This is a genomic window from Kitasatospora sp. MBT66 (assembly GCF_000710405.2).
Taxonomy (GTDB): Bacteria; Actinomycetota; Actinomycetes; order Streptomycetales; family Streptomycetaceae; genus Kitasatospora; species Kitasatospora purpeofusca.
This window is the reverse complement of sequence record NZ_JAIY01000003.1, coordinates 97229-118646: the sequence shown is the minus strand read 5'-3', so window position 1 is coordinate 118646 and position 21418 is coordinate 97229. Positions and strand designations below refer to the sequence as shown.

Here is a 21418-nt window from a genome sequence, read left to right as displayed (position 1 = left end):
ACAACGGCGAAACATCGTTCCCCTCATCGAGTGAAACGCGCTCCGGGTCGCGCCCACGGGCCCGACGGCCTGCGACTCTTCTCCTCGGCATCGAATTCCGATGTACACGATCCTTCCGGAGACGAGTCATGCAGAACCCCTCCTCCGCTTCCCGTCCCTCCCGCTCCCCCCGCACCGCCTGGGTCGCCGCGCTCGCCGCCGCCGCGCTGCTCGGCCTCACCTCCCCCACCGGCCACGCCACCGTGCCGGAGGAGGCCGTCGAGACGGGTGTGTCCTACTACCTGATCGCCACCAACCACGGGAACCGCGGCGTGACGTTCGAGGTGAACAACAACAACGACTGGGCCCTGCTGACGAACGACGCGGACAGCAACGGCACCGCCGTCGTCCTGGAGTCCAAGGACTCGGGCTACACGATCCGCTCCACCAGCTCCAACTGGCCCGGCTACGACACCTGGTGCTCGGTGGACAAGGGCATCAAGCTGGGCAAGGCCGACGGCTGCGCGACGGCGTGGAAGATCGTCCCCGGCGAGGACGGCTTCAGGCTGGAGGACCAGTCCCGTCGCACCGTCGCCCACAAGACCTCCGGGAAGGCCTGGCTGGGGCCGGCCACCGAGATCTACAGCGGCCACGCCTACACCGGCTTCAAGCTCGTCAAGGTGGCCTGAGAGCACCTGCCGCCCGCCCCCGGCCGGAGCGCTACCCAGAAACCTGGGATACCGCCGCACCGGCCGGGGCGGAAAGGATGCGGTCCACGGCGGTCGGCCACCGAACGGGTGCCGGGCGCCGGCGATTCCGTCTCCCGAAGGAGCCCCGTCCCATGAGTCCTCGCCGACCGGCCGCCGCGGTGGCCACCGCGGCCGTGCTGGCCCCGCTGCTGGCCCTGACCGCCGGAACCGCGCAGGCCGCGCAGGGCCCGCAGGATCCCTCCCTGCCCGGCCCCATCCGCGTCCAGGCCCCCGCCCCCGAGTTCGAGACGCTCCCGTCGACCCCCACGCAGCAGCAGATCACCCGGCGCGGCCAGTGCATGGCCTCGTACAACATCAACTACTGGGTCGGCGGCATGCCGTTCGCCCTCACCCAGCTGAAGCTCTGCCTCAGCGCGCAGACCAGCGTCGCGCACGGTGCGCAGATCTTCTTCCCCGGCGACGTGAACTACCTCCCGGCCGACGGCGTCCTCGTCCCGTCCTTCCCCGTCACCCCCTGATCCTCCTCCCGGCACGCCGGGGGCGAGCCGCACGGCCGCCCCCGTCCGTCGGGCCGGCGCCCACCCCGCCGGGGGGACGGGGTGGGGGTGGCCGAAGGCCACCGGCACATCGGCGAACAGGACCTCGCCGCCCGCCTCGTGCTTGCGCGCGGCTCGCCGATCGCCGATCGCCCAGGACAGCACCGTTCCGTCCGGCGCAGTGAACGAAACCGTCTGCGGGCCGTCGGCGCGGACCGTCAGGGTGAGCCACTCGCGGCGGGGGCGGTGGTGGCGCCGTGCGGTCCAGGCGCACTCCACGAGCTGCCGGAGGGCCGCCCGTAGGTGGCCGGCGCGGTGTCTTGCGCGCCTGCCCGAGGTCAGTGGCGCGGTCCGCGAGGTGCTCACCTCCTGAGCCGCTCCGGATTCGCGACAGAGAGCCCAATCCATTGCTCTGCACGTGAGTTGGGGCGACCAGGCCGCTCCGGAGCGCCCTTTCAGGCATGAATGACCGACCGTCGGGCCGCTACTCGCCGGTTTTGAGTGACGGGGCACCGGGCCGGACGTGAAGCTCTCGTTGTCACACTCGATCAGGAGGTCGGCAATGAAGGTGAAGAAGCGCGGCAGGACACTCGCGTCGGTGGCCGTGGTCGCCGCCACGATGCTGGGGAGCGCCGTCGGAGCGGCGGGCACGGCCCATGCCGGCAACGTGCAACTGACGGCGTACCGGCACCTGCAGTGCAACACCAGCGGCGTCAGGATCGAGCCGCTGATTCCCGAGGGGGGAGGCGTCTTCCCCTGCGGGGACAGATTCAACGCCTTCATGCCCAGGGTGTCGATCAACGGCCTCACCCACGTTTTCGCCGTCGGGGCGGACTACGCCGTGTGGGTCTACTACGGCACGCAGTGGCAGTCGCTCGGTGGTCACGTCGGACGGGACTGGGTCGTCATCCACGAGATCAGCGACTCCTCCCTGACACTGAAGGTGTACGACACGAACGCGAATCCCTGGTACAACACCCGTGATTCCGCAGGCCGTTGGACCGGTTGGCACCGGTAGCGGCAGCCGTCGGGCTCCACGGTGCGGGAAGTCGGCGGGGTCGACTTCCCGCGCATCAGCCGATGCCGGTGGCCGTGGCGGCCAAGGAGAGAAGGAGGGCACCGAGGGCTCCGGTGACGGCGAAGCGGCGGCCGCCGGACCGGAGGTGGTGGACGGTCGCGGCGGCGAAGGCCAGGCCGCCGGCGAGGAACCACGGGCCCCACAGGTAGAGGTACCAGCGGGTGAGGCCGGCCAGGTCGGGGTCCACGGTGGCGGCGCCGGTCCCGACGAGGATGCCGTGGACGACGAAGAGGCCGCCGTGCCAGATGAGGAGGACGGCCGCGCCGCCGCCGCAGAACACCAGGGAGCGGTCGGCCACCCGACCCCGGAGGCGGGTCAGGCCGATACCGATCGCCGCCCCGAGGAGCTTGAGGAAGCCCGTCACCCACAGGACGGCCAGGAACCACGGCACCCGGTCCTGGGCGAGCCGCACCAGCTCGGGCGCCACCGTCGACCGCGCGCCGAAGGTGCTCCCCATCGCCCACAGGAAGCTGGGCACCGCGAACAGCACCCCCCACACCGCGACGACGTACCCCCAGCGCGTGCCCGTACCGCTCTTGACCGACATGACTCCACCGTGGCAGTACGACAGCGGAGGGGCCTCGTCCGAGCGGACGAGGCCCCTCCCCCACGAGAGCCACACCGCTCGGCCCTGCGTGGGAAGTCGGGCGGGCCGACTTCCCACGCAGGGCCGACGGGCGCCTACGAGCTGCCGGCGCGCAGGGCGGCCGCGAACCAGCCGAAGACCGGGGCCAGGCTCGGCGGGACGGGCCAGCCGTTGACGACGGACAGCAGGTGCCAGTAGCGCTCCGCCCGCGGGTCACCGGCGATCTCCAGGCGGGCCAGCAGCCAGTGGCGCAGCTCAGCGTCGTCGGCGCGGTCGAAAGTCTGCGCGTAGCGGGCGGTGAGCGTGTCGACGACGGCTGCGGCCTCGGGCGAGGCGGGAGCGAGGCCGGCGTCGAGCGCGCGGCCGACGTGGTCGCGGACGGCCTCGGTGAGGTCGTGGTGCAGGCCGGTGCGGTCGCCCCCGGCGCGTTCGGCCGCCTGGTACTCGGCCATGCGGCGGACGGCGGCGCGGAAGTCGGGGTCCCGGGTGAGCTCGGCGAGTTCCACCCAGGCTTCGACCTGCGCGGGTTCGGGGTCGTCCGGCAGTTCGGGCACCGCCGAGCGCAGCATGTCGACGAACTCGGCGTTGGCGTCGAGCCCGCCGAAGGTGTCGTCGACGAAGTCGGTGATCAGGCGGCGGCGTTCGTCGTCGGAGAGCTTTGCGAGCTTGTGCATGAGGTCCATTTCCTCGGGAGTGGGGTCGCGTTCGGCCACCGCGCGCAGCACCGCGCGGCGCAGGCGGAGGACGCGGATCTGCACCTCCAGGGCGTCGGCGTGCGCGGCCGCCACCTCGGGCACCGAGACCTCCCGGTCCAGCACCTGCCGGACGACGGCGAGTTCGAGCCCGAGGTCGCGCAGGGTGCGCACCAGGGCGAGACGCGTGAGCGCGGTGATGTCGTAGAGCCGGTAGCCGGCCGGGCTGCGGTCGGTCGGCGGCACGATCCCGGAGTCGGACCAGAACCGGATGGTCTTGACCGTCAGCCCGGTCCGCCGGGCCAGATCGCCGATCGTGAAGAGCGTGTCCCCGCCCGTGTTCCCGTCCATGCCCCTACTCTCGCGTCTCCCCCCACGGGAGACTCAAGCCCCCCGTGGAGGGCAGCTGCGGCGGCTCGCGGCGTTGCGGACGCGGCGGGTGCGGCCGCGCTCGGCGAGGAGGCGGAGGGCGGCGGGAGAGGTGACGAGCAGGGTGGTGGTGACCGTGCGCTGGAACCAGTCCGAGGCGGTCAGCAGTTCCTCCTCGGACCAGGGCTCGTCCAGGGCGAGGGACCTGAGCAGGGTCCACTCGCGCAGGCGGCGAACGAGGAACGCGCGGTTGTCGACGACCGTGGCCATCATGACCGCCCAGCCCGGGAACCCGGGGCCGGTCAGCTGCTCGGCGGCCCGGCGTTCGAGGTGCTGGTTCACCGCGGCCTCGGCCATGCCCTGGTCCTCGTCGCGAAGGACGACGGCCAACAGCCCGGCCTCGTCAGTCTCCGCCACGCTGCCCAGCGCCCGCAGGTACTCGGCATAGCGCCGGTGCTCGGGCGGTTCGTCGTCGTCGATGTGCGAGATGGTCATGCGGCCATCACATCATTGAGGTCCAGCGCCTCCGGCCGAAGCGCGGTGCGCGGTGCGCCGAAGGCTCACGAAGAGCCGGCCGAATTCGGCTCCGTCGAGCAGATTGCCGGACGACTTGTGCGCAGGAAGTCGGGGAGACCGACTTCCTGCGCGACAAGGAGTTGTCACCGGCCGGATCGGCTACTCCCAGGGGTTGTTCCCCAACTCCCATGCCGCCGCCTCGTCCTTGTTGTGCAGGAACCGCGGGTCCGGCATGCCCTGGAGCGAGGAGTCGCTGATCGGGCACTGCGGCCACTCGTCGCGCAGCAGCTTGAGCAGGAACTCGGCCATGCCGCACGGGTACACCGACCATTCGTGGTCTCCCCGCGAGTACACCGCGACGGGCCAGCGGTCCGGGTCCGGGTCCGCCGTGATCCAGCACAGCGTGTCGGCGGCGCCCGTCTCGCCCCAGATGAGCAGATCCTCCAGCCGGTACCGGCCCCTGTCGGCGGGGGCCCATTGGTTCACGGCGAAATCCGCGAGCGCTTCGTCCGAGAGCCTCGAAATCGTTCCGAACCGCAACTCCTCCGAGGTGGCAGGGACGTGAACGCCGACCATCTCTTCGATCGAACCGTTGCCGAAGGCCGCGACAAAGGCCCGGTAGTCGGCCGGGAAGGACGTTCCGTGGACCTTTTCCGCCGCACTCCAGTCGACGGTGTCCCCGCAGGTCGGCCCGACGCACGACAACACCTCTCCGAGGCTCGCCACGGCGGCGATTGCGGCGGACTGTTCGTCACTCACACTACGGCTCCCGTCGGGTCGGGGCGTCCTCGCCCATTGATGCCATTGTCCATCACCGGCGGGGGGGCAGAGTGGGCCGACCAGGAGCTCAGGACGAAGCGGCATACGCATCGGTGCACAGGAAGTCGGGGAGTCCGACTTCCTGCGTGAGGTGGGTCAGACGAAGAGGCGGCCGAGCAGCGCGCCTTGGCCGGACTGGAGGATGTGGGCGGTCTCCAGGGGGAGCCAGAAGCACTCGAAGGGGGTGGGCGGCCGGGTGCCGTCGTGGCTCTCCTGGCTGGTCCAGCGTTCGGGGGTCGGCTCGGCGAGGGCGAGGTGGAAGACGTGCCGGCGCTGGATCTCGTACCGGTACGGGGTGAGGTCGTACTCGGTCTCGCCGAGCTTGCGCACGACGGTGAAGGCGCTGAGGCCGGTCTCCTCGCGGGCCTCGCGCAGGGCGGCGTCCTCCGGGGTCTCGTCCGGGCGGATGCTGCCGGCCGGGACCTGGATGCCGACCTCCTCGTAGCCGTGGTCGGTGTGCCGGAACACCAGCAGCCGCCCGTCGCGGACGATGTAGGCGAGCACCTTCTCCCTGACGGCCTTCTCCGGACTCACAACAACCTCCGTGCGATCGGGACGAACGAGACGATCGGGACGATCGGGCGGAGGCGAGGCTACCCTCCGCCGCCCCGCCCCTGGGTCGGGGCGGGGCGGCCGGCGGGCCGTCAGCCGTAGTAGGGCGAGTCCAGGTCGATGCTGGCCTCCCTGACGACCTCGCCGTCGAACAGGCGCGTCGTCGCCGGGGAGCCGGCCCGGCGGGCCTCTTCGGCGAAGGGGCCCTGGGCGAAGGCGAGGGCGTTCTCGGCGGTGTCGAACTCGTAGAAGCCGCCGATGGTGTGGGTGCCGATCCCGGACAGCCAGGTCTTGCGGATCAGGCCAGGTGCGGTCTTCAGGGCCGCGTTGACCTGCTGCCAGTCGAAGCGGTCGAACGGAACTGCCGCCTGGATCTCGGTGTAGAGAAAGGTCTTGCCCATCACGAACCTCCGACTTCGGGGCCTGTTCGGCCACCTCACTAGTACGTGCGTCCTAGTGGCTTGAGCTTGGAGTAGGATGCGCGTACTAGTCAAGGGGGTAGCGATGGCCGTGGACACCAGGTCCCGCATGATCGGCGCGGCGATCGGGCTGCTGCAGCAGCACGGTCTGGCCGCGATGTCCTTCACCGAAGTCCTGGCCCGGAGCGGGGCCGCGCGCGGGGCGATCTATCACCACTTCCCCGGCGGCAAACAGCAGCTCGCACTCGAAGCGGCCCGCCAGAACGCGGCGGACGTCCGCGGTCACCTGCGCGAACTGCCGGACCGCACACCGCGCGAGGTGGTGGAGGCGTTCCTCGGCAACGTCCGCCCGGTGGTGGAGGCGTCCGCCCAGGGCGGCGGCTGCGCGGTCGCGGCGGTCACCATCGACGGCGGCGCGGCCATCGCCGACCAGGGCAGCCTGCTCGCGGTCGCGGCCGAGGGATTCTCCGGCTGGGTCGGCGAGCTCACCGGGAAACTCACCCGCGCCGGAATGAGTCCGTCCCAGGCCGCCGACCTGGCCACCCTCATGGTCGTCACCCTCGAAGGCGCCCACGTCCTCTGCCGCGCGGCGGGCAGTGTCGCGCCCTTCGACCGGGCTGCGGCAGCCGTGCTGTCCGCCGTTCCGGACGCGGACTGACCCGGAGCACCCCGGGAGCGATCGTGCTGGAGCCCGGCTCGGACGAGGAGAGCGCCTAACCCAGCGCCGTGATTCCCAGCAGCAGGACGCGCAGACCGTTGTCGATCGCCGCGGTCCGCTCGGTCGGCGAGAGGTCGGGCTGCAGGTTGACCAGTATGGTGGCGAGCCCGTGCACAGTGGCCCAACTGGCCACCACCGCCGCCCCGGTCTCCTCCGGCGGCAGGCAGCCCGCGACGGTCAGCCGGTCGAGGGCCGCCAGGAGAATGGCGTCCGGCTGCGGCCGGCCCTCGGGGTCGGGGACCGGCTCGTGGCCGGGCGATCCCGGCGTGCCCACACCCGAGGGGTTGCCGTCCATGGCGGTCCGGAACAGCCCCGGCTCGTCGAGTGCGAACTGCACGTACGCACGGCCGACCTCGCGCAGGTGGGACACCGCCGCGGCGCGCGGGTCCGACGGCTCCGGGACGGAGGCGACCTGCGCCGCCATGGCCGCTCCCAGCTCGCACAGGGCCTGCTTGGCCACCGCCGCCTTCAGTTCGGCCAGGGTCTTGAAGTGCCCGTAAGCGGAGTTGGGCGCGACCCCGACGAGGCGGGCGACCTCGCGCAGGACCACCGCCTCCGGCCCGCCGGTGCGGGCCAGTTCGATGCCCGCTCCGATCAGTGCCGCCCGCAGGTCGCCGTGGTGGTAGGTGGCGCGGGTCGTGCGGGTGCGGCGGGTCGGCTGGGTCATGTACGGATCCTGGCACGGAAGGATCCCGGGCAGCCACTTGCCCCCGGGGTCCGTCCGCACCCGTCGGCGCCCCTCCTCGGCTACGGCACGACGAACCGCAGGCCCGGGAGGTTGCGGCGGCGGACCATCAGCTCCGCGACGACGAGGTTGGGCAGCCAGCACAGGAACGGCACCGCGGCGTACGCCTGGCCGACCATCTTCTCCACGTCGCCCCCGGCGCCGCCGGCCAGGACCTGCGCCAGGATCAGCACGCCGAACCAGAGCCGCAGCGTCGGCGCCGCGAAGGTCAGGGCGAAGCTGCGTATCATCCAGGCCTCGTGGGCGGCGAAGTCGCCCTCCCGGGCAGCCCGGTAGCCGCGGTAGGTGGTCCAGCCCCACAGCACGGCGAGGCCGCCGAAGCCGAAGAACCCGGCGAACGCCACGGAGTTGAAGCACGACATCACCAGCGCCGCCACCGAGCCGAGGCCGACGGCGCCCACGTAGCCGCGCCCGATCCAGCGGTGCAGGCGGGGGAAGCGGCGACGGATCGCGCGGACGAACTGGAACGGACCGACCGCCAGGGCCAGTCCGGCCGTGACGATGTGGACGTAGAAGGCGACCTGGACCGCGAACGGCCGGTCCGCGTACGTCGGCGCGAGGCCGACCCGGTCGGCGGCGAGGTCCTGGAGGCTGCCGGCCGCGTACTGGCCGACGGAATAGCCGCTGATCGCCACCGACAGCAGCAGCATCACGGTCCAGCTGAAACGGGACCCGCGGCGGGGCCGACCGGTGACGGTCGGCGGGCGGGAGGTCAGTACGGACATGGCGAAGAAGCCCTCTTTCGGGGCGAGGTGAGGCACGGCAACGGCGACACATGCTCAATCTGTACAGTGTGAGTTTTAGTGCCCGCCGAGCGCGGGTGTCAACAACTGCCGGAAAGTGCGCAGGTCGAGGCACTGCGCGAGCAACTGGGCTTCGACGAAGGGGATGTCGCCGGCCCCGGCGAACGCCGACGAGCACGACATCCAGTCAGACCTGCTCCTCCTGTGCGCTTCCCGGGCCCGGAAGGCGCACAGGCGCCCCGGCACCCGCCTAACGGCGCCGGGCCAGCAGGTGGGCGTCGAGGAAGCCCCGTTCCGAGGCCGGGTCGTGGAGCAGCCGGGCGAAGGGGTCGAGCCCGGCGCCGGTCAGCAGCCCGGCGAGGCGGTCGACCGGCCAGCTGTACGCGGGTGTCACCTTGTGGTCGAACCGGATCGGCTCCGGCCCGTCGGTGCCGAAGAAGGAGAGCAGGAGCAGACCGCCCGGCGCCAGGACGCGTACCAGTCCGGCGAGCAGTGCCGGCAGTTCCACCGGCGGCGTGTGGATCGTCGAGTAGTGGGCCAGTACACCGCCGAGCGCGCCGTCCTCGACCGGGAGGACCTCCATCCGCGCCTCCTGGAAGCGCAGCGCCGGGCGGGCCCGCCGGGCGTGCTCGACCATGCCCGGGGAGAGGTCGAACCCCGAGGCGTCCAGGCCCAGTTCGTTCAGCATGGCCGTGATGTGTCCGGGCCCGCAGCCGACGTCGGCCACCCGCAGGTTGCCCGTCGCGCGCACCAGTTCGGCGAAGGTGCCGATCATGGCGCGGGCGAACGGCTGCTGCTCCAGCCCGTCGGCGAACAGCGACGCGTACAGCTCGACGACCCCGTCGTAGGCCGCCCCGGTCTCGTCCTGGTGATCCGCCACTGGAGGACTGTAAGCCATGTCCCGGAGATCACGGGCGGGATCCCGACGAGGACCGCGGCCGGAGCTGCCGGGAGTGGGAAGTCGGAGCGGCCGACTTCCCACTCCCGGCAGGGACGCCGGTCACACGCCCTCGGCCCCGGCGGCGGCCTCGGCGGCGGCGATTCCGTCCAGGCGCGCGTACTGCTCGTCGCTCAGCTCGACGGCCGCCGCGCCCAGGTTCTCCACCAGGTGCTTCGCGGACGTGGTGCCCGGGATCGGCACGATGTTGGGCGAGCGGTGAAGCAGCCAGGCGAGCGCGGTCTGCGCCGGGGTGGCGCCGACCTCTCGGGCGACCTCGGAGACCGGGCCGCCCTCGCCCGCGTGGCCGCCGACGGCGATCGGGAAGAACGGCAGGAACGCGATGCCGTGCTCGGCGGTGAAGTCGACCACCGGTTCGTGCTGCCGGGCGGCCAGGTTGTACCAGTTCTGCACGGAGGCGATCGGGGCGATCTCCAGCGCCTGCCTCAGCTCGTCGACGGTGACCTCGGAAAGGCCGATGTGCCGGACCTTGCCCTCGTCCTGGAGCTGCTTGAGCGCGCCGATCTGGTCGGCCAGCGGCACCGCGGGGTCGATCCGGTGGAGCTGGAGCAGGTCGATCCGCTCCACGCGGAGCCGGCGCAGGCTCAGCTCGGCCTGCTGGCGCAGGTACGCGGGGTGGCCTACCGGTATCCACTCGGAGGGGCTCGGGCGGGTCACACCGATCTTGGTGGCGACCACGACGCCCGGGGCGTACGGGTGCAGCGCCTCGGCGACCAGTTCCTCGCCGCCGCCGAGGGCGTAGGAGTCGGCGGCGTCGACCAGTTGGACGCCGTGCTCGACGGCGGCGCGCAGCACGTCGAGGGCGGCGGGGCGCGGGGTCGGGGCACGCCAGATGACCGCGTCGGCGGGCTTGATGTCCGGGGTGTCGGCGAGGCGCATGGTGCCGTAGCCGATCCGGTGGACGGCCAGGTCACCGCCGATGGAGTAGGTCTGACGGACGGGACGGGTGCTGATCTCGGTGTTGGTCATGGGGATCACGCTAGGATCTCTCATCCGTGTGAGGTTCAAGGGAACACAAGGCGATGTGAGGGGCGTCACATGCGGATCGGTGAGCTGGCGGCGCGGACCGGGGTCAGCGTCCGCCTGCTGCGGTACTACGAGGAGCAGGGCCTGCTGGAGCCCCGGCGGCCTGCGGGCGGCCAACGGCGGTACGACGAGGACGCGCCGGCGGTCGTCCGCAACATCCGGGCCCTGCTGGGCGCCGGGCTCTCCACAAGCGCCATCCGGGACGTGCTGCCCTGCGTGAACGGCGACGGCGCGGTGGCCGCCTGCATGCTGGAGGTGCTGGAGCAGCGGCTCGACCTGATCGACACGCAGATGCTGGCGCTCGGGGCGAGCCGGGTCGCGCCGGCGGGGATCGTCGCGGCGGCCCGCCAGGAGACCGGGACGGCCGCCGAACCGGTGCCGGCGTAGGACTTCGGGCCGGAGGGATTCAGTGGGCGCCGGGGCGAGGGGGCCCGCGCCGGTCCGGCGATTGCCTCGGCGACCACCGGGACGTCGAGCGCGCCGACCGACCCCTCGACCGGCCGGAGATCCCACCCGGGGTGGTGCGTGGTGCTACCGCCGTCTGCCCCCGCCGAGGAGGCCGATGATCACGGGGATCGCGAAGAGGGAGAAGAAGACAGTGCTGATCACGTCGTGCGTGACGTTGTAGAAGACGACGATCCCCACGATCACAGCGACGGGGGCGAGGCAGCCGCACCCCGCGCGGGTCCGGGCAGCCACCCGTTCGCGGTCCTGGCGGGCCCACTGCCTCCGGGTCTCCTCGATGACCTGCCTGCGGAAGGCGACATTCGGGGCCGAACTCCCAGTCCTCCAGGTACTCGTCGAGGTTGTTCACCCGACGGTCCAAGCAGGCCCGGCCGGTCCCGAACGTTGGCTCAGGCGGAGCGGGCGTAGGCGACGAAGGCTTCCCAGGCGGCCGGGGTGAAGGTGAGGTGGGGGCCGGAGTTGTCCTTGGAGTCACGGACGAGGACGGCGGAGGTCGTCTCGGCTACCTCGACGCATTCGCCACCCTCGTCGCCGCTGTGGGTGCTCTTGCGCCAGGCGATCTCGACGCAGGCGAACTCTTCATCTCCGCAGTAGCTGCTCTTGAACCAAGCCAGTTCGCTGCTCATGGCGCTCCCTAGGTGAGGGTGTCGTGGCGCGCCCAGGATAAGGAGCAACTCCCCTGGGGGATACCGGTACAGCCCATACAGGCGGGCCACGGTGGCCACACAGAAAGCGACCGTCCACCGGTCGGTGGACGGTCGCGGGGCGCCGAGCGGGGAGACTTGTCGTCAGACCGACTGCGCGAACTCGACGAACGCCTCCCAGGCGGCCGGCGAGAAGGTGAGGCGGGGACCGGACTTGTCCTTGGAGTCACGGACGAGCACGGCCGACGTCGCCTCGGCGACCTCGACGCACTCGCCGCCCTCATTGCCGCTGTAGCTGCTCTTGAACCACGCCAGTTCGCTGCTCATCGTTCTCCCAGAATCTTCTCGATCAACTTCAGGGACTCCGGAGGAGTGTGTGCCTGCGACCTGAGCGTGCTGTATCGCGCGTTCAGGATCCGGACCTCACTCTGATCCGAAATTAGCCTACTGCTCGTCTGCACCTCGATGTAGCCCATCTGCGAACGGCCCTTCGGCGTGATCAGAATGAACGGGCCACCCATGCCAGCGTGCTCGGTACGGTCGAGTGGCATCACCTGAACCACCATCCCCCGGGTGCTCCCGACCTCGATCAGGTGGCGCAACTGTGCCGCATGGACTTCCCAGCCACCCATCGGTCGGCGCAGCACACTCTCGTCGATCACCCAGCTGAACATGGCGCGAGGCCACTTCGTGAGGACCTCTTGCCTCGCCATGCGAGCCATCACCCGCATCTCGATGGTTTCCTCGGAGAGCAACGGTTGACGCATCTCGTAGACAGCACGGGCATGCGCCTCGGTCTGGAGCAGTCCTGGGAAGTCCCACATGCTCCAGTTGTTGAGCTCCTCCGCCTCGGCCTCCAGGCCCGCGTACCCCCGGAACCACTCCGGGTGCCGCACCCGCGCCTTGGCCTTGGCGCTCTCGATGTCGTCCGACGTGACGATCAGCAGCCCGCCGGCGTCGAGAATCCGCTCCGACGCCTCCAGCAACTCCCGCTGCGGCGTGCGCTTCCCCTGCTCCACCGCGCCGATCAGGCTCTCGGTGTAGCCGACCTTCTTGGCGAACTCCTTCTGCGTCAACCCGGCCCGCTCGCGCAGCAGTTTGATCTGCTTCCCGATCGCCTTCAGGAAGTCGGAGACCTCCGAGAGGTCCTCCTCCAACTCGGGCCGTACATCGCCACTGTCGCCGCCGCCCCGAACTTCAGCCATAACGACCTCCCCATTTCCCGGTCACGGCCGACGGGCCGTCACACAACACGTTCCGCACGCATACAGGCACTTACCGTGCTCACCGGATGCATCGTCAGCGTAAGGCCGGGGGGGCAGGCTTTTCCCCATGAAGTCCGAAATCCCCCTCGACGACCCGGCGCCGCGCGCCCACACCGCGCTCCTCTCTTCCACCCCCAAGGGAGCCGCGATCGGTCGCCGGACGGCCAGACAGAAACTGACCGCCTGGGAGCTCAACTCCCTTTGCCCGGAGTCGTTTCACTCCGCGCTGATCATCGTGGCCGAGCTGGCCGCGAACGCCTCGACCCACGGGCGCACACCGGGGCGCGGGTTCGAGCTGAGCCTCTCGCTCACCTCCGTGCGCCGGTCGCGCACCACCGTGCTCCGCATCGAGGTGTCCGACTGCCGGGGCGACAAGCGGCCCGTGCTCCCCGATCCGAGGAGCTGTTCCACCGACGCCCAGTCGGGGCGCGGGCTCACGCTCGTCGACGCCCTCGCCGACCGCTGGGGCACCCTCCCCCGGGAGCCCAACGCCAAAACGGTCTGGGCCGAACTCGACCTGTCCGAGGAGAAGTTCGCGGACGATGTCGTCGCCTGAGCGCCACTCCCCCGACGCCGTGACCACCGCGACCGTCGCGGTCTGCACCGTGCTGCCGATCACGCTGCTGCTCGCCCTGGTGGCCTGGATCTACCCCGTCCTGAAGCACCACCACGAGCTGCACCCCACGCCCGCAAGCACCACGTCCGCCCCGTCCGCCCCCCGATGACAGAGCGCCCTCGGCCCCTCCCGCCCGGGAGGAACCGAGGACATCCGCCACAGGAGGCCGCCGGGTCAGGAGACGACCACCGTCACCTTCCAGCGCGCCACGAACGGCGGGCAGACCGTACGCGGGTCCGGCACGCAGCGGCCGATCGCGTTGATGTCGCTGGTGCCGGCGGTCGAAGCCGTGAAGGTGGCATGGGAGTTGCCGTTCGGGTCGGCGCTGCCGGCCGTCTGGGTCAGCACGGCGGCCGAGGCAGCGGCGGGCGCGTACCAGTACCAGGTCACCGTGTAGTCGCGCAGGGCAGTGAGGTCCACCTGCACGGTGTCACCCACACCGGCGTGCACGGTGGTGCCACCGTCCGCGTTGACGATGTGCACAGTGGTGGTCGTCGTGGTCGTGGCGGCCGTGGTGGACGCGGTGGCGGCGGGCGCGGCACTCAGGGCCAGCGCCAGGGCGACGGCGGGCAGGGTGAACAGTCGCATGATCTTCATCAGCACTCCCGGGCTTCAGTGGGGTTCGGCACTCGGAGCCTCCCGTCTACCGGGCCGCGCCCGCCCCGGGCAATGCCCGCCGCCCCCACGGCCCCGAAGCTCCGCCGAACGCACGCCCCACACGCTCCCCCGATCACCGTAGGCGGCCCCTGCACCACCTCTGCCCCTCCTCTCCGCACTTTGCAAAGTGCGGAGAGGAGGGCACTGCAGCACTTTGCAAAGTGCGACTTTGCAAAGTGCAGGAAGGATCCCCGCCCCGCCCCGCGCGCTCGCCCCGATCACCGCGGGCTGCCCCCGACCCTTGACCACTTGCCCATTGCCCCTTGGCCCCCGAGCCCTTTCGCCCGCCGGCCATGCCACTGCGGGCGGCCCCTGCACCGCAGGGGCCGCCCGCATCGCCTCTGCCTTCTGCACTTTGCAAAGTCACACTTTGCAAAGTGCAGAAGGGAGGCCGCAGCCCGCCCACCACTCCACTGCGCCTTGTCCCTTGCCCCTTGCCCGTTACCCCTTGCCCCTCCCGCCCCTTCACTGCCTCGCACTTTGCAAAGTGTGACTTTGCAAAGTGCGAGGAGGCGGCTGCCGCGCGACGCCCGCCAATCACCGAAGCTCACCCACAGCGGCGGATCTTGCGCCGGCGGACGACCGCACCTAGGGTCCGATGTATCGGCTCGATACATCGGACCGATACATCCACACATACGCGCAGGGGGCCGCGATGACATTCACCCACGCACTCACGGACGCCGAACGACAGCGCCACAGCTCGTCGTTCGGCACGGCGGCGGGCGCGTACGCCGAGCACCGGCCGGACTACGCGCCCGAGGCCGTGCGGTGGGCGCTCGCGGGGGCGCCCGGGCCACGCGTCCTCGACCTCGGGGCGGGGACCGGGAAGCTCACCGGCACCCTGCTCGGGCTGGACGACACGCTGGGCAACACGCTGGGCGCCACGCTCGGCAACCCACTGGACATCACCGCCGTCGAGCCCGACGCGGCGATGCTGGCCGAACTGCGGCGCGGCCTGCCCTCGGTGCGCGCACTCCAGGGCAGTGCGGAATCGATTCCGCTCCCGGACGGGTCGGTGGACGCCGTCGTCTCCGGGAACGCGATGCACTGGTTCGACATGGCGGTGGCCGGCCCGGAGATCGCCCGTGTCCTCGCGCCCGGCGGGGTCCTCGCGGGGCTTTGGAACGTCTTCGACGACGCCACCGACTGGGTCGCCGGGCTCGCGGAGGTCACCGGCCCCGCCGCGATCGGCCCCCGGGACGTGCCCGCCGCCTGGCGGATCGAGACGGCGGAGCTGCACCTGCCGCGGACCGGCGCGGACAGTCCGTTCCACGCCCCCGAGCAGGCGGAGTTCCCGCACGGCCACCACCGGACCGCCGAGTCCCTGGTCGCCACCCTCGGCACCAAGGCCGGCGTGCTGGTCATGCCGGAAGACGAACGGTCGGAGCTGCTCGCCCGCGCCCGCTCCTACCTCGCGGGCCACCCCGCCACCGCCGAGGGCGAGTTCACCCTCCCGCTGCTCACCAGCGTGCTTCGGGTGCGCCGCCGCCCCTGACGCCGTACCGGAGCGGAGTGGGAAGTCGGCGGGACCGACTTCCCACTCCGCGCAAGGCGGCTACTCCCCTGCCGCGCGCGCCCGGTACGCGTCGACCTCGATCTCGATCCGCATCCGCTCGTCCGCCAAACCGGTGACCATCATCGTCGCCGCCGGCCGGACGTCCCCGAAGTGCTGGCGCAGCACCGGCCAGCACGGCTCGAAGTCCTCCCGCTCGGGCAGCAGGTAGCGCACCCGGACGACGTCCGCGAAGGTGCAGCCGGCCTCGGCGAGGGCCGCGCCGATGTTGCGCAGGCACTGCTCGGCCTGCTCCACCACGTCGTCGGCGATCGTCATCGTCGTGTAGTCGTAGCCGGTGGTGCCGGACACGTGGACGTGGTCGCCGACGACGACCGCGCGGGCGTAGCCGATCTGTTCCTCGAAGGTGGATCCGCTCAGGATGGTGCGTCGCTCCGTCATGCGCCGAACGCTAGGTGAGCTGCGGTGATACGTCCAATACCCGGGAATCGATCGTCTGGTATCTCTGGGGATATGGACCGCCCCGAACTCCCCCTCCCCCAGTTGCACGCGTTCACGGTGCTCGCCGAGGAGCTGCACTTCGGCCGGGCCGCCGCGCGGCTCGGTGTCGCCCAGCCGCCGCTGAGCCAGCAGATCGCCCGGCTGGAGGCGAAGGTCGGGCACCCCCTCTTCGTCCGCGGGCCCGGGCGGGTCGCGCTCAGCCCGGCCGGGCGGGAGCTGCTGCCCTCGGCGCAGCGGGCGCTCGCCGGCCTCGCGGACGGGCTGGCCGCCGCGCGGGCGGTGGGGAGCGGGCGGGCGGGGCGGTTGCGGATCGGGTTCTCCGCCTCGCTGGCGCTGACCGTGCTGCCTGGGCTGCTGCGGACCTTCCGGGAGCGGTTCCCGGCCGTCGAGCTGGACATCAGGGAGATGACGACGGCCCCGCAGCTCGCCGCGCTGCGCGAGGACGCCGTCGACATCGGGTTGCTGCGCGAGCCGCCGCCCGCCGGGGAGGAGGGGGCGTTGGGCTTCCGGACCGTGCTCACCGAGCCGTTCGTCGCCGTGCTGCCCTCGGACCATCCGCTGGCGGCCCGGCGGACGGTGGAGGTGGGCGCGTTGGCGGAGGAGCCGTTCGTGCTGCTGCCCCGGGCGGTGGGGCCGGGGCTGTACGACCGGATCGCGGAGGTGTGCGGGTCTGTGGGGTTCGCGCCGAGGATCGTGCAGCACGCGGTGGAGTGGCAGACGGTGTGCGCGCTGGTCGGGGCCGGGCTGGGGGTGTCGCTCGCGCCGGCAAGCATCCGGCGGATCCGGCTGCGGGGTGTCGCGTTCCGGGCGGTCGAGCCGGGTACCGTCCGCACGCGGGTGGCCGTCGCCTGGCGCCGGGACGACCCGAATCCGCTGGTGGGGCAGTTGCTGGAGGTCGTGGGTACCGGGTGAGCGGCCGGCGGGCCTGCGCGTGAAGCCGTCCGCCCGGCGACCGGGCGGACGGCTTCACACGGTGCGGCCCGTGGCGGGGCTGCCGGGTCGGGTCAGCCCGCGGTCGGCACGAGGTCGGCGGTGGAGGCGGCGGGGGCCACGGGGGCCACGGGGGCCGCGGTGCGGTTGTCCCTCAGGGTCTGCTGGATCCAGCCCTTGTAGGCGGCCGCGTTGGTGTAGAGGCCGGGGCCCTCCGAGCAGGGCACCCCGGGGGCGCCCGGGCCGGAGGTGACGCCGATCAGCTCCCAGCGCCCGTTGCGGGCCTTCTGGAGCTGCGGGCCGCCGGAGTCGCCGTGGCAGGCCATCGCCTTGGGCTTGGTGGTGAGCGTGCACAGCCGGGTGGCGTCCGCGAAGCCGGGGGCGCAGTCGGACACGGCGCCCACCCGGGTGTTCAGTTCCTGGAGCCGCTCGGGGAAGGCGAACTTGCCGTCCACGGTGGTGCCGTAGCCGAGCAGCCGGGTGGCGGTGCCGGGGCGTCCGGCCTCGGCGATCCTGATCGGCCGCTGACCGACCGGGCGGTCCAGGCGGACGAGGGCGAGGTCGTCCTTGTTGGCGGCGACGCCCGCGCCGTTGACGTAGCCGGGGTGGACGAAGGTGCGGTCGATCTTCCGGACGGTGCCGCCGGTCTTCCGGTGGTCGCTGCCGACCCGGACGATGCCCTCCAGTTCGATGCCCTCGACGGCGATGCAGTGCGCGGCCGTCAGCACCCACTGGGGGTCGATCAGCGAGGCGCCGCAGTTGCCGTCGACCAGGCCGAGGGTGGGGGCGGACTCCGGGATGGTCGCCATGAAGGGGTAACGCTCGGTGGAGTCGCCGCCGTTGACGATGGCTCCGGCGCTGCCCGCCATGAGGGTGGCGCAGGCGACGGCGGCGAGGGCACCGACGGCGGCGGTACGGACGGCGGTGCTGCGGACGGCGGTGCGGGAGAGCTTGGCGCTGAACACGATTGGTTCCCTTTGCTCGGAAATGCCGATGTGCCCCAGCCTGGTCGACCAAGATCCACAGGACCACGGTGGCAGCCGGTGGACCGGCCCTCGGGGCAGCCGGACCGCGCGCGGTGGGGGAACCCCCCGGAAAGGCCCCGGCCCGGCCCTCCGCGAAGAACGCGGAGGGCCGGGCCGGGGGTCGGGTCGGGGGACCGTCCGTCAGGTGGTGGTCCACTTCTGGTTGGAGCCGCCGTTGCAGTCGAACATCATGAGCCCGACACCGTTCTCGGCCCGACCTCCCGGAACGTCCAGGCACCGGCCGGACGGCCCGTTGACGATGGCGCCGTCACCGTTCAGTGCCCACTGCTGGCTGTTCCCGTCGGTACCGGGGAGGCAGCTCCAGAGCAGGACGCGAGTGCGGTTCTCACCGCTGTTCTCGGCGCCCGCGAGGCACTTCCCGTACACCCGGAGGGTGCCGTCGGTGTAGAAGGTCAGGTACTGGTTGGAGCCGTTCCAGCAGTCGTACACCGTGATCGGCGCTCCGTCGTAGGCGCCGGCGGCGTCGATGCACTTCCGGCGGTCGGCCACGCTGTGGAGCGGGCTCGGCCCGTTGGCCGTGGTGGTCCAACGCTGGTTGTCACCGCCGTTGCATCCCCAGAGCGCCAGGTCCGTCCCGTTGTTGCCGTTCCACTGCGGGACGTCCAGGCAGGAGCCCGACGGCGGGTTGTAGACGGCACCGTCGGCGCGCAGCTCCCACTTCTGGGCGTCGGTCGCCGAGGCCGTCGGGCCGGACGGGCAGGGCTGGACGGTGATCCGGCCGTCCGCCCCGGCGGTGACGCACTTGCCCGAGACACGCAGGGTCTTGTCGCTGTGGAAGGTGAAGTGCTGCCGGTCGCCGTTCCAGCAGTCCCAGAGGGTCAGGCTGTCGCCGTCGTTGCCGCCGCGGGCGTCGATGCACCGGCCGGTGAGCGCCGTGTGGATGCTGACGGTCCCGCCCGGGAAGCCGAGGAGGGGCTGTCCGGCGAAGCCGGTGACCGGGGTGCCGGAGCTGCCGTCGGCGGTGGTGCCGCGCCAGTTCTCCAGTCCTCCGCTGGAGTTGAGGGCCCACAGGTCGGCGATGCCGTCGCTGGCGAAGTCGCCGGAGGAACCGACGGTCGGGTAGACCGCCGGATTCAGGCCGACCCCGATGGCGTTGTCCGTCACCGGGTTGGCGAAGGCGGCGAGGTCGCCCTTGCCCGCGGTGTTCTTGCGGCTCGGGTACTGGTACAGCTTGCCGGACTGGCGGTCGCGGGCCCAGAGGTCGGCCAGGCCGTCCCCGTTGGTGTCGCCGGGCGCGATCAGGTCGAGGTCGCGCCAGTCACCGGTGGAGAGCAGGACCGGGTAGTCGAAGAAGCCGGTGGTGCTGTTGCCGTGGAACAGCCAGAGCTGGGTGCCGCCCTGGCCGTTGTCCTCGACGGTGAGCAGGTCGGTGCGGGTCTTGTCGGGGGCGCCGCCCTCGGCGGAACCGAATGCGAGGATCTGCCGCACCCTGGTCCAGTCGGTGGCGTAGGCGGAACCGCACGGCTGCCCGTCCAGGAGCTTGCAGCGCTGGGGCAGAGGCCGCTTGACCGCGACCGTGGCGTTCGCGGTGAAGTACTGCGAGGTGGTGGCGAAGCTGCCGGTGGTCAGGGTGTTGCGGTAGAGGGTCAGTTCACCGTCGCGGTAGGCGTACAGGTCGTCCACGTGGATGCCGTTGCCGCCGCGGTGGGTGACGAGCGTGTCCTTCCAGCCCTTGCCGCCCGGGCTGTTCGCCTTGTCGGAGGCCAGGATGCCGGTGGCGGCCGGGTCGGTGGCGGCCGGGTAGACGCGCAGGTTGTCGCCGGCGTCGGGGAGCAGCAGGTCGACCCGGTCGTCGCCGGTGATGTCGCCGAGCACCGTCCGGTCGTTCGGGTCGCTCGGTGCGTAGAAGGTGTAGGTGTTCTCCTGCGAGCGGTTGCCGGCCCGGTCGACCGCCTGCACCCGGAGGATGTTGGTGCCCCACATGGTGGGCGTCAGGTTGAGGACCGCGGAGCCGTCGCCGCCGGCGTAGGCCGTCGCGGCGCCGCCGACCGGGATGCCCGAGTTGAAGGCGTACTCGTAGTAGAGGATGCCGCTGGCGTTGTCCGTCGCCTGGACGGTGAAGGCGCCGGCCTGGCCGATCACCTTCGAGGAGCCGGGCAGGGTGCCGGACTTCGGGTAGTCGGTGGAGGTGACGGTCGGCACCGACGGCGGGGTGAGGTCCAGGCTGAACATGCAGCCGAACGCCCACTCGGAGGGGAGTTCGCCGTCACCGGCCTGGACCCGCCAGTAGTAGGTGTGGCCGTCGGAGAGGTTGCCGGGCACGACGGCGGCCTCGTGGTTGCTGTTGCCGAGGTTGCCCCAGCCACTGGCCCAGGCGACCGGCTCGCCGCCCACGCCGGCGTCGCGGACCTCGAACTGGGCGTCGGTCTGGTTGCCGTCCGGGTCGCCGACCCAGGCCGTCATCCGGATGCCGGTGGCGGCGTTGGTGGCGCCGATCCAGCCGCAGCCGTTGCCGTTGGCGTTCACCGGGGTCGGGGTCATACCCAGGGCCCACGGCTTGAGCGGGGCGCGGTTGTACTCGACGTAGATGTACGGCAGCTTGCTCGGGGTGCGGGTGAACCGCTTGAAGCCGATGTTGCCGGACTGCTTGGACTCGTCGGCCGCGAACAGCGCGAAGGTCAGCGCGCCGCGCCAGTTGTTCGCGGTCAGGTGGTCGCGGATGTCCCACTCACCGGTGGCGGTGGCGCCGCGGCAGCCGTCGCCGCCGGCGCTGTTGAGCTTGAACGTACCGAGCGCGCCCCAGTCCCAGGGCTGCTGGCCCCACGAGGTGGAGCCGTCGATGGGGTGCGTGGGGTGCAGCACGACACCGAACTCGGAGGCGCAGTTGTTGGCCGCGCCGTAGGACTGGGTGGCCACCACGTTGGCCTTCCGGATGGCCTTGTCACCCAGGTCGCCGGTGTCGATCTGGAAGTAGTAGCGCTCCAGGCCCTTCTTGACCTGCCACTGCTGGTAGCCGACGCCGGGGTCGTACTGGTCGCCGTAGTCGTCGTAGTGGGTCTTGGTCGGGTACGCCTCCTGGACCCAGGTCCAGTGCTGGGTGCCCCGGCTGGTGGGGGTCCAGGTCGGGTCGATGTAGACCGGGTAGGTGGTGGTCGGCGCGTCGAGGAACGTGGCGTCCGGGGTGATGGTCAGCGAGGTGGCGGCCGGGGTGGCCGCCAGCTGGGAGACCTTGGCGGCGGCGCCGGGGCCGGCCGCGTCCGACTGGGTCTTCAGACCGTCGGAGTCGGCGGGGGCGGGCGCGGCGGCGGGGGCGGCGGCCGCGTCTGGGTTCGCGTCCCCGGCCGGTGCCGCCGCCGCGACAGCCGTACGGAGGCCGGCCTTCGCTGCCGCGG

The 21418-nt window shown here is 71.7% G+C and carries 28 protein-coding genes; 9 read left to right on the top strand and 19 right to left on the bottom strand.

The genetic code is table 11. The annotated features are described in order from the left end of the window. The first annotated feature begins 128 nt into the window (after nucleotides 1–128). The 3 genes from BI06_RS02545 to BI06_RS02535 all read left to right on the top strand — a co-directional run bounded on the left by BI06_RS02545 (nucleotide 129) and on the right by BI06_RS02535 (nucleotide 2243). The gene (locus tag BI06_RS02545; protein WP_043464738.1) at nucleotides 129–668 is read left to right on the top strand and encodes a hypothetical protein; all 540 of its coding nucleotides are present in this window, start codon (nucleotides 129–131) and stop codon (nucleotides 666–668) included. Between the two features lie 152 nt (nucleotides 669–820). Beyond that, on the top strand, nucleotides 821–1207 hold the full coding sequence (locus tag BI06_RS02540) for a hypothetical protein (protein WP_043464734.1): 387 nt from the start codon (nucleotides 821–823) through the stop codon (nucleotides 1205–1207). A 580-nt stretch (nucleotides 1208–1787) separates the two neighbouring features. Then, on the top strand, nucleotides 1788–2243 hold the full coding sequence (locus BI06_RS02535) for a hypothetical protein (protein WP_043464731.1): 456 nt from the start codon (nucleotides 1788–1790) through the stop codon (nucleotides 2241–2243). A gap of 55 nt (nucleotides 2244–2298) precedes the next feature. Here BI06_RS02535 and BI06_RS02530 read toward each other — a convergent pair whose 3' ends face one another. The 6 genes from BI06_RS02530 to BI06_RS02505 form a co-directional block, all read right to left on the bottom strand. Next, entirely contained in the window at nucleotides 2299–2850 is a 552-nt protein-coding gene (locus tag BI06_RS02530) for a DUF3995 domain-containing protein (protein WP_043464728.1), read from the bottom strand. Nucleotides 2851–2984: 134 nt separating this feature from the next. Beyond that, nucleotides 2985–3932 (bottom strand): MerR family transcriptional regulator, encoded by a 948-nt coding sequence (locus BI06_RS02525; protein WP_043464725.1) that lies wholly within the window; start codon nucleotides 3930–3932, stop codon nucleotides 2985–2987. Nucleotides 3933–3965: 33 nt separating this feature from the next. Continuing rightward, nucleotides 3966–4445 (bottom strand): hypothetical protein, encoded by a 480-nt coding sequence (locus BI06_RS02520; protein WP_043464720.1) that lies wholly within the window; start codon nucleotides 4443–4445, stop codon nucleotides 3966–3968. Between the two features lie 180 nt (nucleotides 4446–4625). Then, entirely contained in the window at nucleotides 4626–5225 is a 600-nt protein-coding gene (locus BI06_RS02515; protein WP_051740147.1) for an SMI1/KNR4 family protein, read from the bottom strand. A 156-nt stretch (nucleotides 5226–5381) separates the two neighbouring features. Next, complete coding sequence (locus BI06_RS02510; RefSeq protein ID WP_043464717.1) at nucleotides 5382–5819, bottom strand: NUDIX domain-containing protein; 438 nt, start codon at nucleotides 5817–5819, stop codon at nucleotides 5382–5384. A gap of 110 nt (nucleotides 5820–5929) precedes the next feature. Further along, nucleotides 5930–6238: a hypothetical protein gene (locus BI06_RS02505; protein ID WP_043464714.1), complete on the bottom strand. Its 309-nt coding sequence runs from the start codon at nucleotides 6236–6238 to the stop codon at nucleotides 5930–5932. 103 nt (nucleotides 6239–6341) lie between these two features. On the opposite strand from BI06_RS02505, the gene BI06_RS02500 reads away from it, so the two are divergent. Further along, nucleotides 6342–6914 (top strand): TetR/AcrR family transcriptional regulator, encoded by a 573-nt coding sequence (locus BI06_RS02500; RefSeq protein WP_043464711.1) that lies wholly within the window; start codon nucleotides 6342–6344, stop codon nucleotides 6912–6914. 55 nt (nucleotides 6915–6969) lie between these two features. On the opposite strand, the gene BI06_RS02495 is transcribed toward BI06_RS02500, so the two are convergent. From BI06_RS02495 to BI06_RS02480, 5 genes are all read right to left on the bottom strand, one after another. After that, nucleotides 6970–7641, bottom strand: a complete 672-nt coding sequence (locus BI06_RS02495) for a TetR/AcrR family transcriptional regulator (protein WP_043465759.1) — start codon at nucleotides 7639–7641, stop codon at nucleotides 6970–6972. An 80-nt stretch (nucleotides 7642–7721) separates the two neighbouring features. Next, nucleotides 7722–8444 carry a DUF2306 domain-containing protein gene (locus tag BI06_RS02490; protein ID WP_043464708.1) on the bottom strand — a complete coding sequence of 241 codons (723 nt, stop codon included), beginning with the start codon at nucleotides 8442–8444 and terminating at the stop codon, nucleotides 7722–7724. Nucleotides 8445–8519: 75 nt separating this feature from the next. After that, a complete protein-coding gene (locus BI06_RS54605) occupies nucleotides 8520–8645 on the bottom strand; it encodes a hypothetical protein (RefSeq protein ID WP_255360176.1) in 126 nt (41 codons plus the stop codon). A gap of 67 nt (nucleotides 8646–8712) precedes the next feature. After that, nucleotides 8713–9342 (bottom strand): class I SAM-dependent methyltransferase, encoded by a 630-nt coding sequence (locus tag BI06_RS02485; RefSeq protein ID WP_043464703.1) that lies wholly within the window; start codon nucleotides 9340–9342, stop codon nucleotides 8713–8715. A gap of 120 nt (nucleotides 9343–9462) precedes the next feature. After that, nucleotides 9463–10389 carry an aldo/keto reductase gene (locus tag BI06_RS02480; RefSeq protein WP_043464699.1) on the bottom strand — a complete coding sequence of 309 codons (927 nt, stop codon included), beginning with the start codon at nucleotides 10387–10389 and terminating at the stop codon, nucleotides 9463–9465. A 69-nt stretch (nucleotides 10390–10458) separates the two neighbouring features. On the opposite strand from BI06_RS02480, the gene BI06_RS02475 reads away from it, so the two are divergent. Next, on the top strand, nucleotides 10459–10833 hold the full coding sequence (locus BI06_RS02475) for a MerR family transcriptional regulator (RefSeq protein WP_043464696.1): 375 nt from the start codon (nucleotides 10459–10461) through the stop codon (nucleotides 10831–10833). 144 nt (nucleotides 10834–10977) lie between these two features. Here BI06_RS02475 and BI06_RS50205 read toward each other — a convergent pair whose 3' ends face one another. The 4 genes from BI06_RS50205 to BI06_RS02460 all read right to left on the bottom strand — a co-directional run bounded on the left by BI06_RS50205 (nucleotide 10978) and on the right by BI06_RS02460 (nucleotide 12760). Then, nucleotides 10978–11145, bottom strand: coding sequence for a hypothetical protein (locus tag BI06_RS50205; protein ID WP_157855152.1), 168 nt, complete (start codon nucleotides 11143–11145; stop codon nucleotides 10978–10980). 155 nt (nucleotides 11146–11300) lie between these two features. Continuing rightward, complete coding sequence (locus BI06_RS02470) at nucleotides 11301–11537, bottom strand: DUF397 domain-containing protein (protein ID WP_043464691.1); 237 nt, start codon at nucleotides 11535–11537, stop codon at nucleotides 11301–11303. Between the two features lie 162 nt (nucleotides 11538–11699). After that, on the bottom strand, nucleotides 11700–11882 hold the full coding sequence (locus BI06_RS02465) for a DUF397 domain-containing protein (protein WP_043464688.1): 183 nt from the start codon (nucleotides 11880–11882) through the stop codon (nucleotides 11700–11702). Next, the gene (locus tag BI06_RS02460; protein WP_043464685.1) at nucleotides 11879–12760 is read right to left on the bottom strand and encodes a Scr1 family TA system antitoxin-like transcriptional regulator; all 882 of its coding nucleotides are present in this window, start codon (nucleotides 12758–12760) and stop codon (nucleotides 11879–11881) included. The genes BI06_RS02465 and BI06_RS02460 overlap by 4 nt, the downstream gene beginning before the upstream one ends. Before the next feature lie 127 nt (nucleotides 12761–12887). Here BI06_RS02460 and BI06_RS02455 point away from each other — a divergent pair, with 127 nt between their 5' ends. Next, entirely contained in the window at nucleotides 12888–13376 is a 489-nt protein-coding gene (locus tag BI06_RS02455) for an ATP-binding protein (protein ID WP_051740145.1), read from the top strand. Continuing rightward, nucleotides 13363–13545, top strand: coding sequence for a hypothetical protein (locus BI06_RS02450; protein ID WP_043464681.1), 183 nt, complete (start codon nucleotides 13363–13365; stop codon nucleotides 13543–13545). Before BI06_RS02455 ends, BI06_RS02450 begins: the two co-directional genes overlap by 14 nt. Before the next feature lie 65 nt (nucleotides 13546–13610). On the opposite strand, the gene BI06_RS02445 is transcribed toward BI06_RS02450, so the two are convergent. Continuing rightward, a complete protein-coding gene (locus BI06_RS02445) occupies nucleotides 13611–14033 on the bottom strand; it encodes a hypothetical protein (protein ID WP_149030241.1) in 423 nt (140 codons plus the stop codon). Between the two features lie 715 nt (nucleotides 14034–14748). Between BI06_RS02445 and BI06_RS02440 the strand changes: the two genes are divergently transcribed. After that, nucleotides 14749–15591, top strand: a complete 843-nt coding sequence (locus BI06_RS02440) for a class I SAM-dependent methyltransferase (protein WP_043464674.1) — start codon at nucleotides 14749–14751, stop codon at nucleotides 15589–15591. Between the two features lie 60 nt (nucleotides 15592–15651). Here the strand turns inward: BI06_RS02440 and BI06_RS02435 are convergent, their stop codons facing one another. Further along, on the bottom strand, nucleotides 15652–16050 hold the full coding sequence (locus BI06_RS02435) for a RidA family protein (protein ID WP_043464670.1): 399 nt from the start codon (nucleotides 16048–16050) through the stop codon (nucleotides 15652–15654). A gap of 72 nt (nucleotides 16051–16122) precedes the next feature. Between BI06_RS02435 and BI06_RS02430 the strand changes: the two genes are divergently transcribed. Beyond that, a complete protein-coding gene (locus BI06_RS02430; protein WP_030391747.1) occupies nucleotides 16123–17022 on the top strand; it encodes a LysR family transcriptional regulator in 900 nt (299 codons plus the stop codon). A gap of 92 nt (nucleotides 17023–17114) precedes the next feature. On the opposite strand, the gene BI06_RS02425 is transcribed toward BI06_RS02430, so the two are convergent. Beyond that, nucleotides 17115–18005 carry a serine protease gene (locus tag BI06_RS02425; RefSeq protein ID WP_051740144.1) on the bottom strand — a complete coding sequence of 297 codons (891 nt, stop codon included), beginning with the start codon at nucleotides 18003–18005 and terminating at the stop codon, nucleotides 17115–17117. Nucleotides 18006–18206: 201 nt separating this feature from the next. After that, nucleotides 18207–21418, bottom strand: a 3212-nt coding sequence (locus BI06_RS02420; protein WP_043464666.1) for a ricin-type beta-trefoil lectin domain protein, incomplete at its 5' end; no start/stop codon positions are given.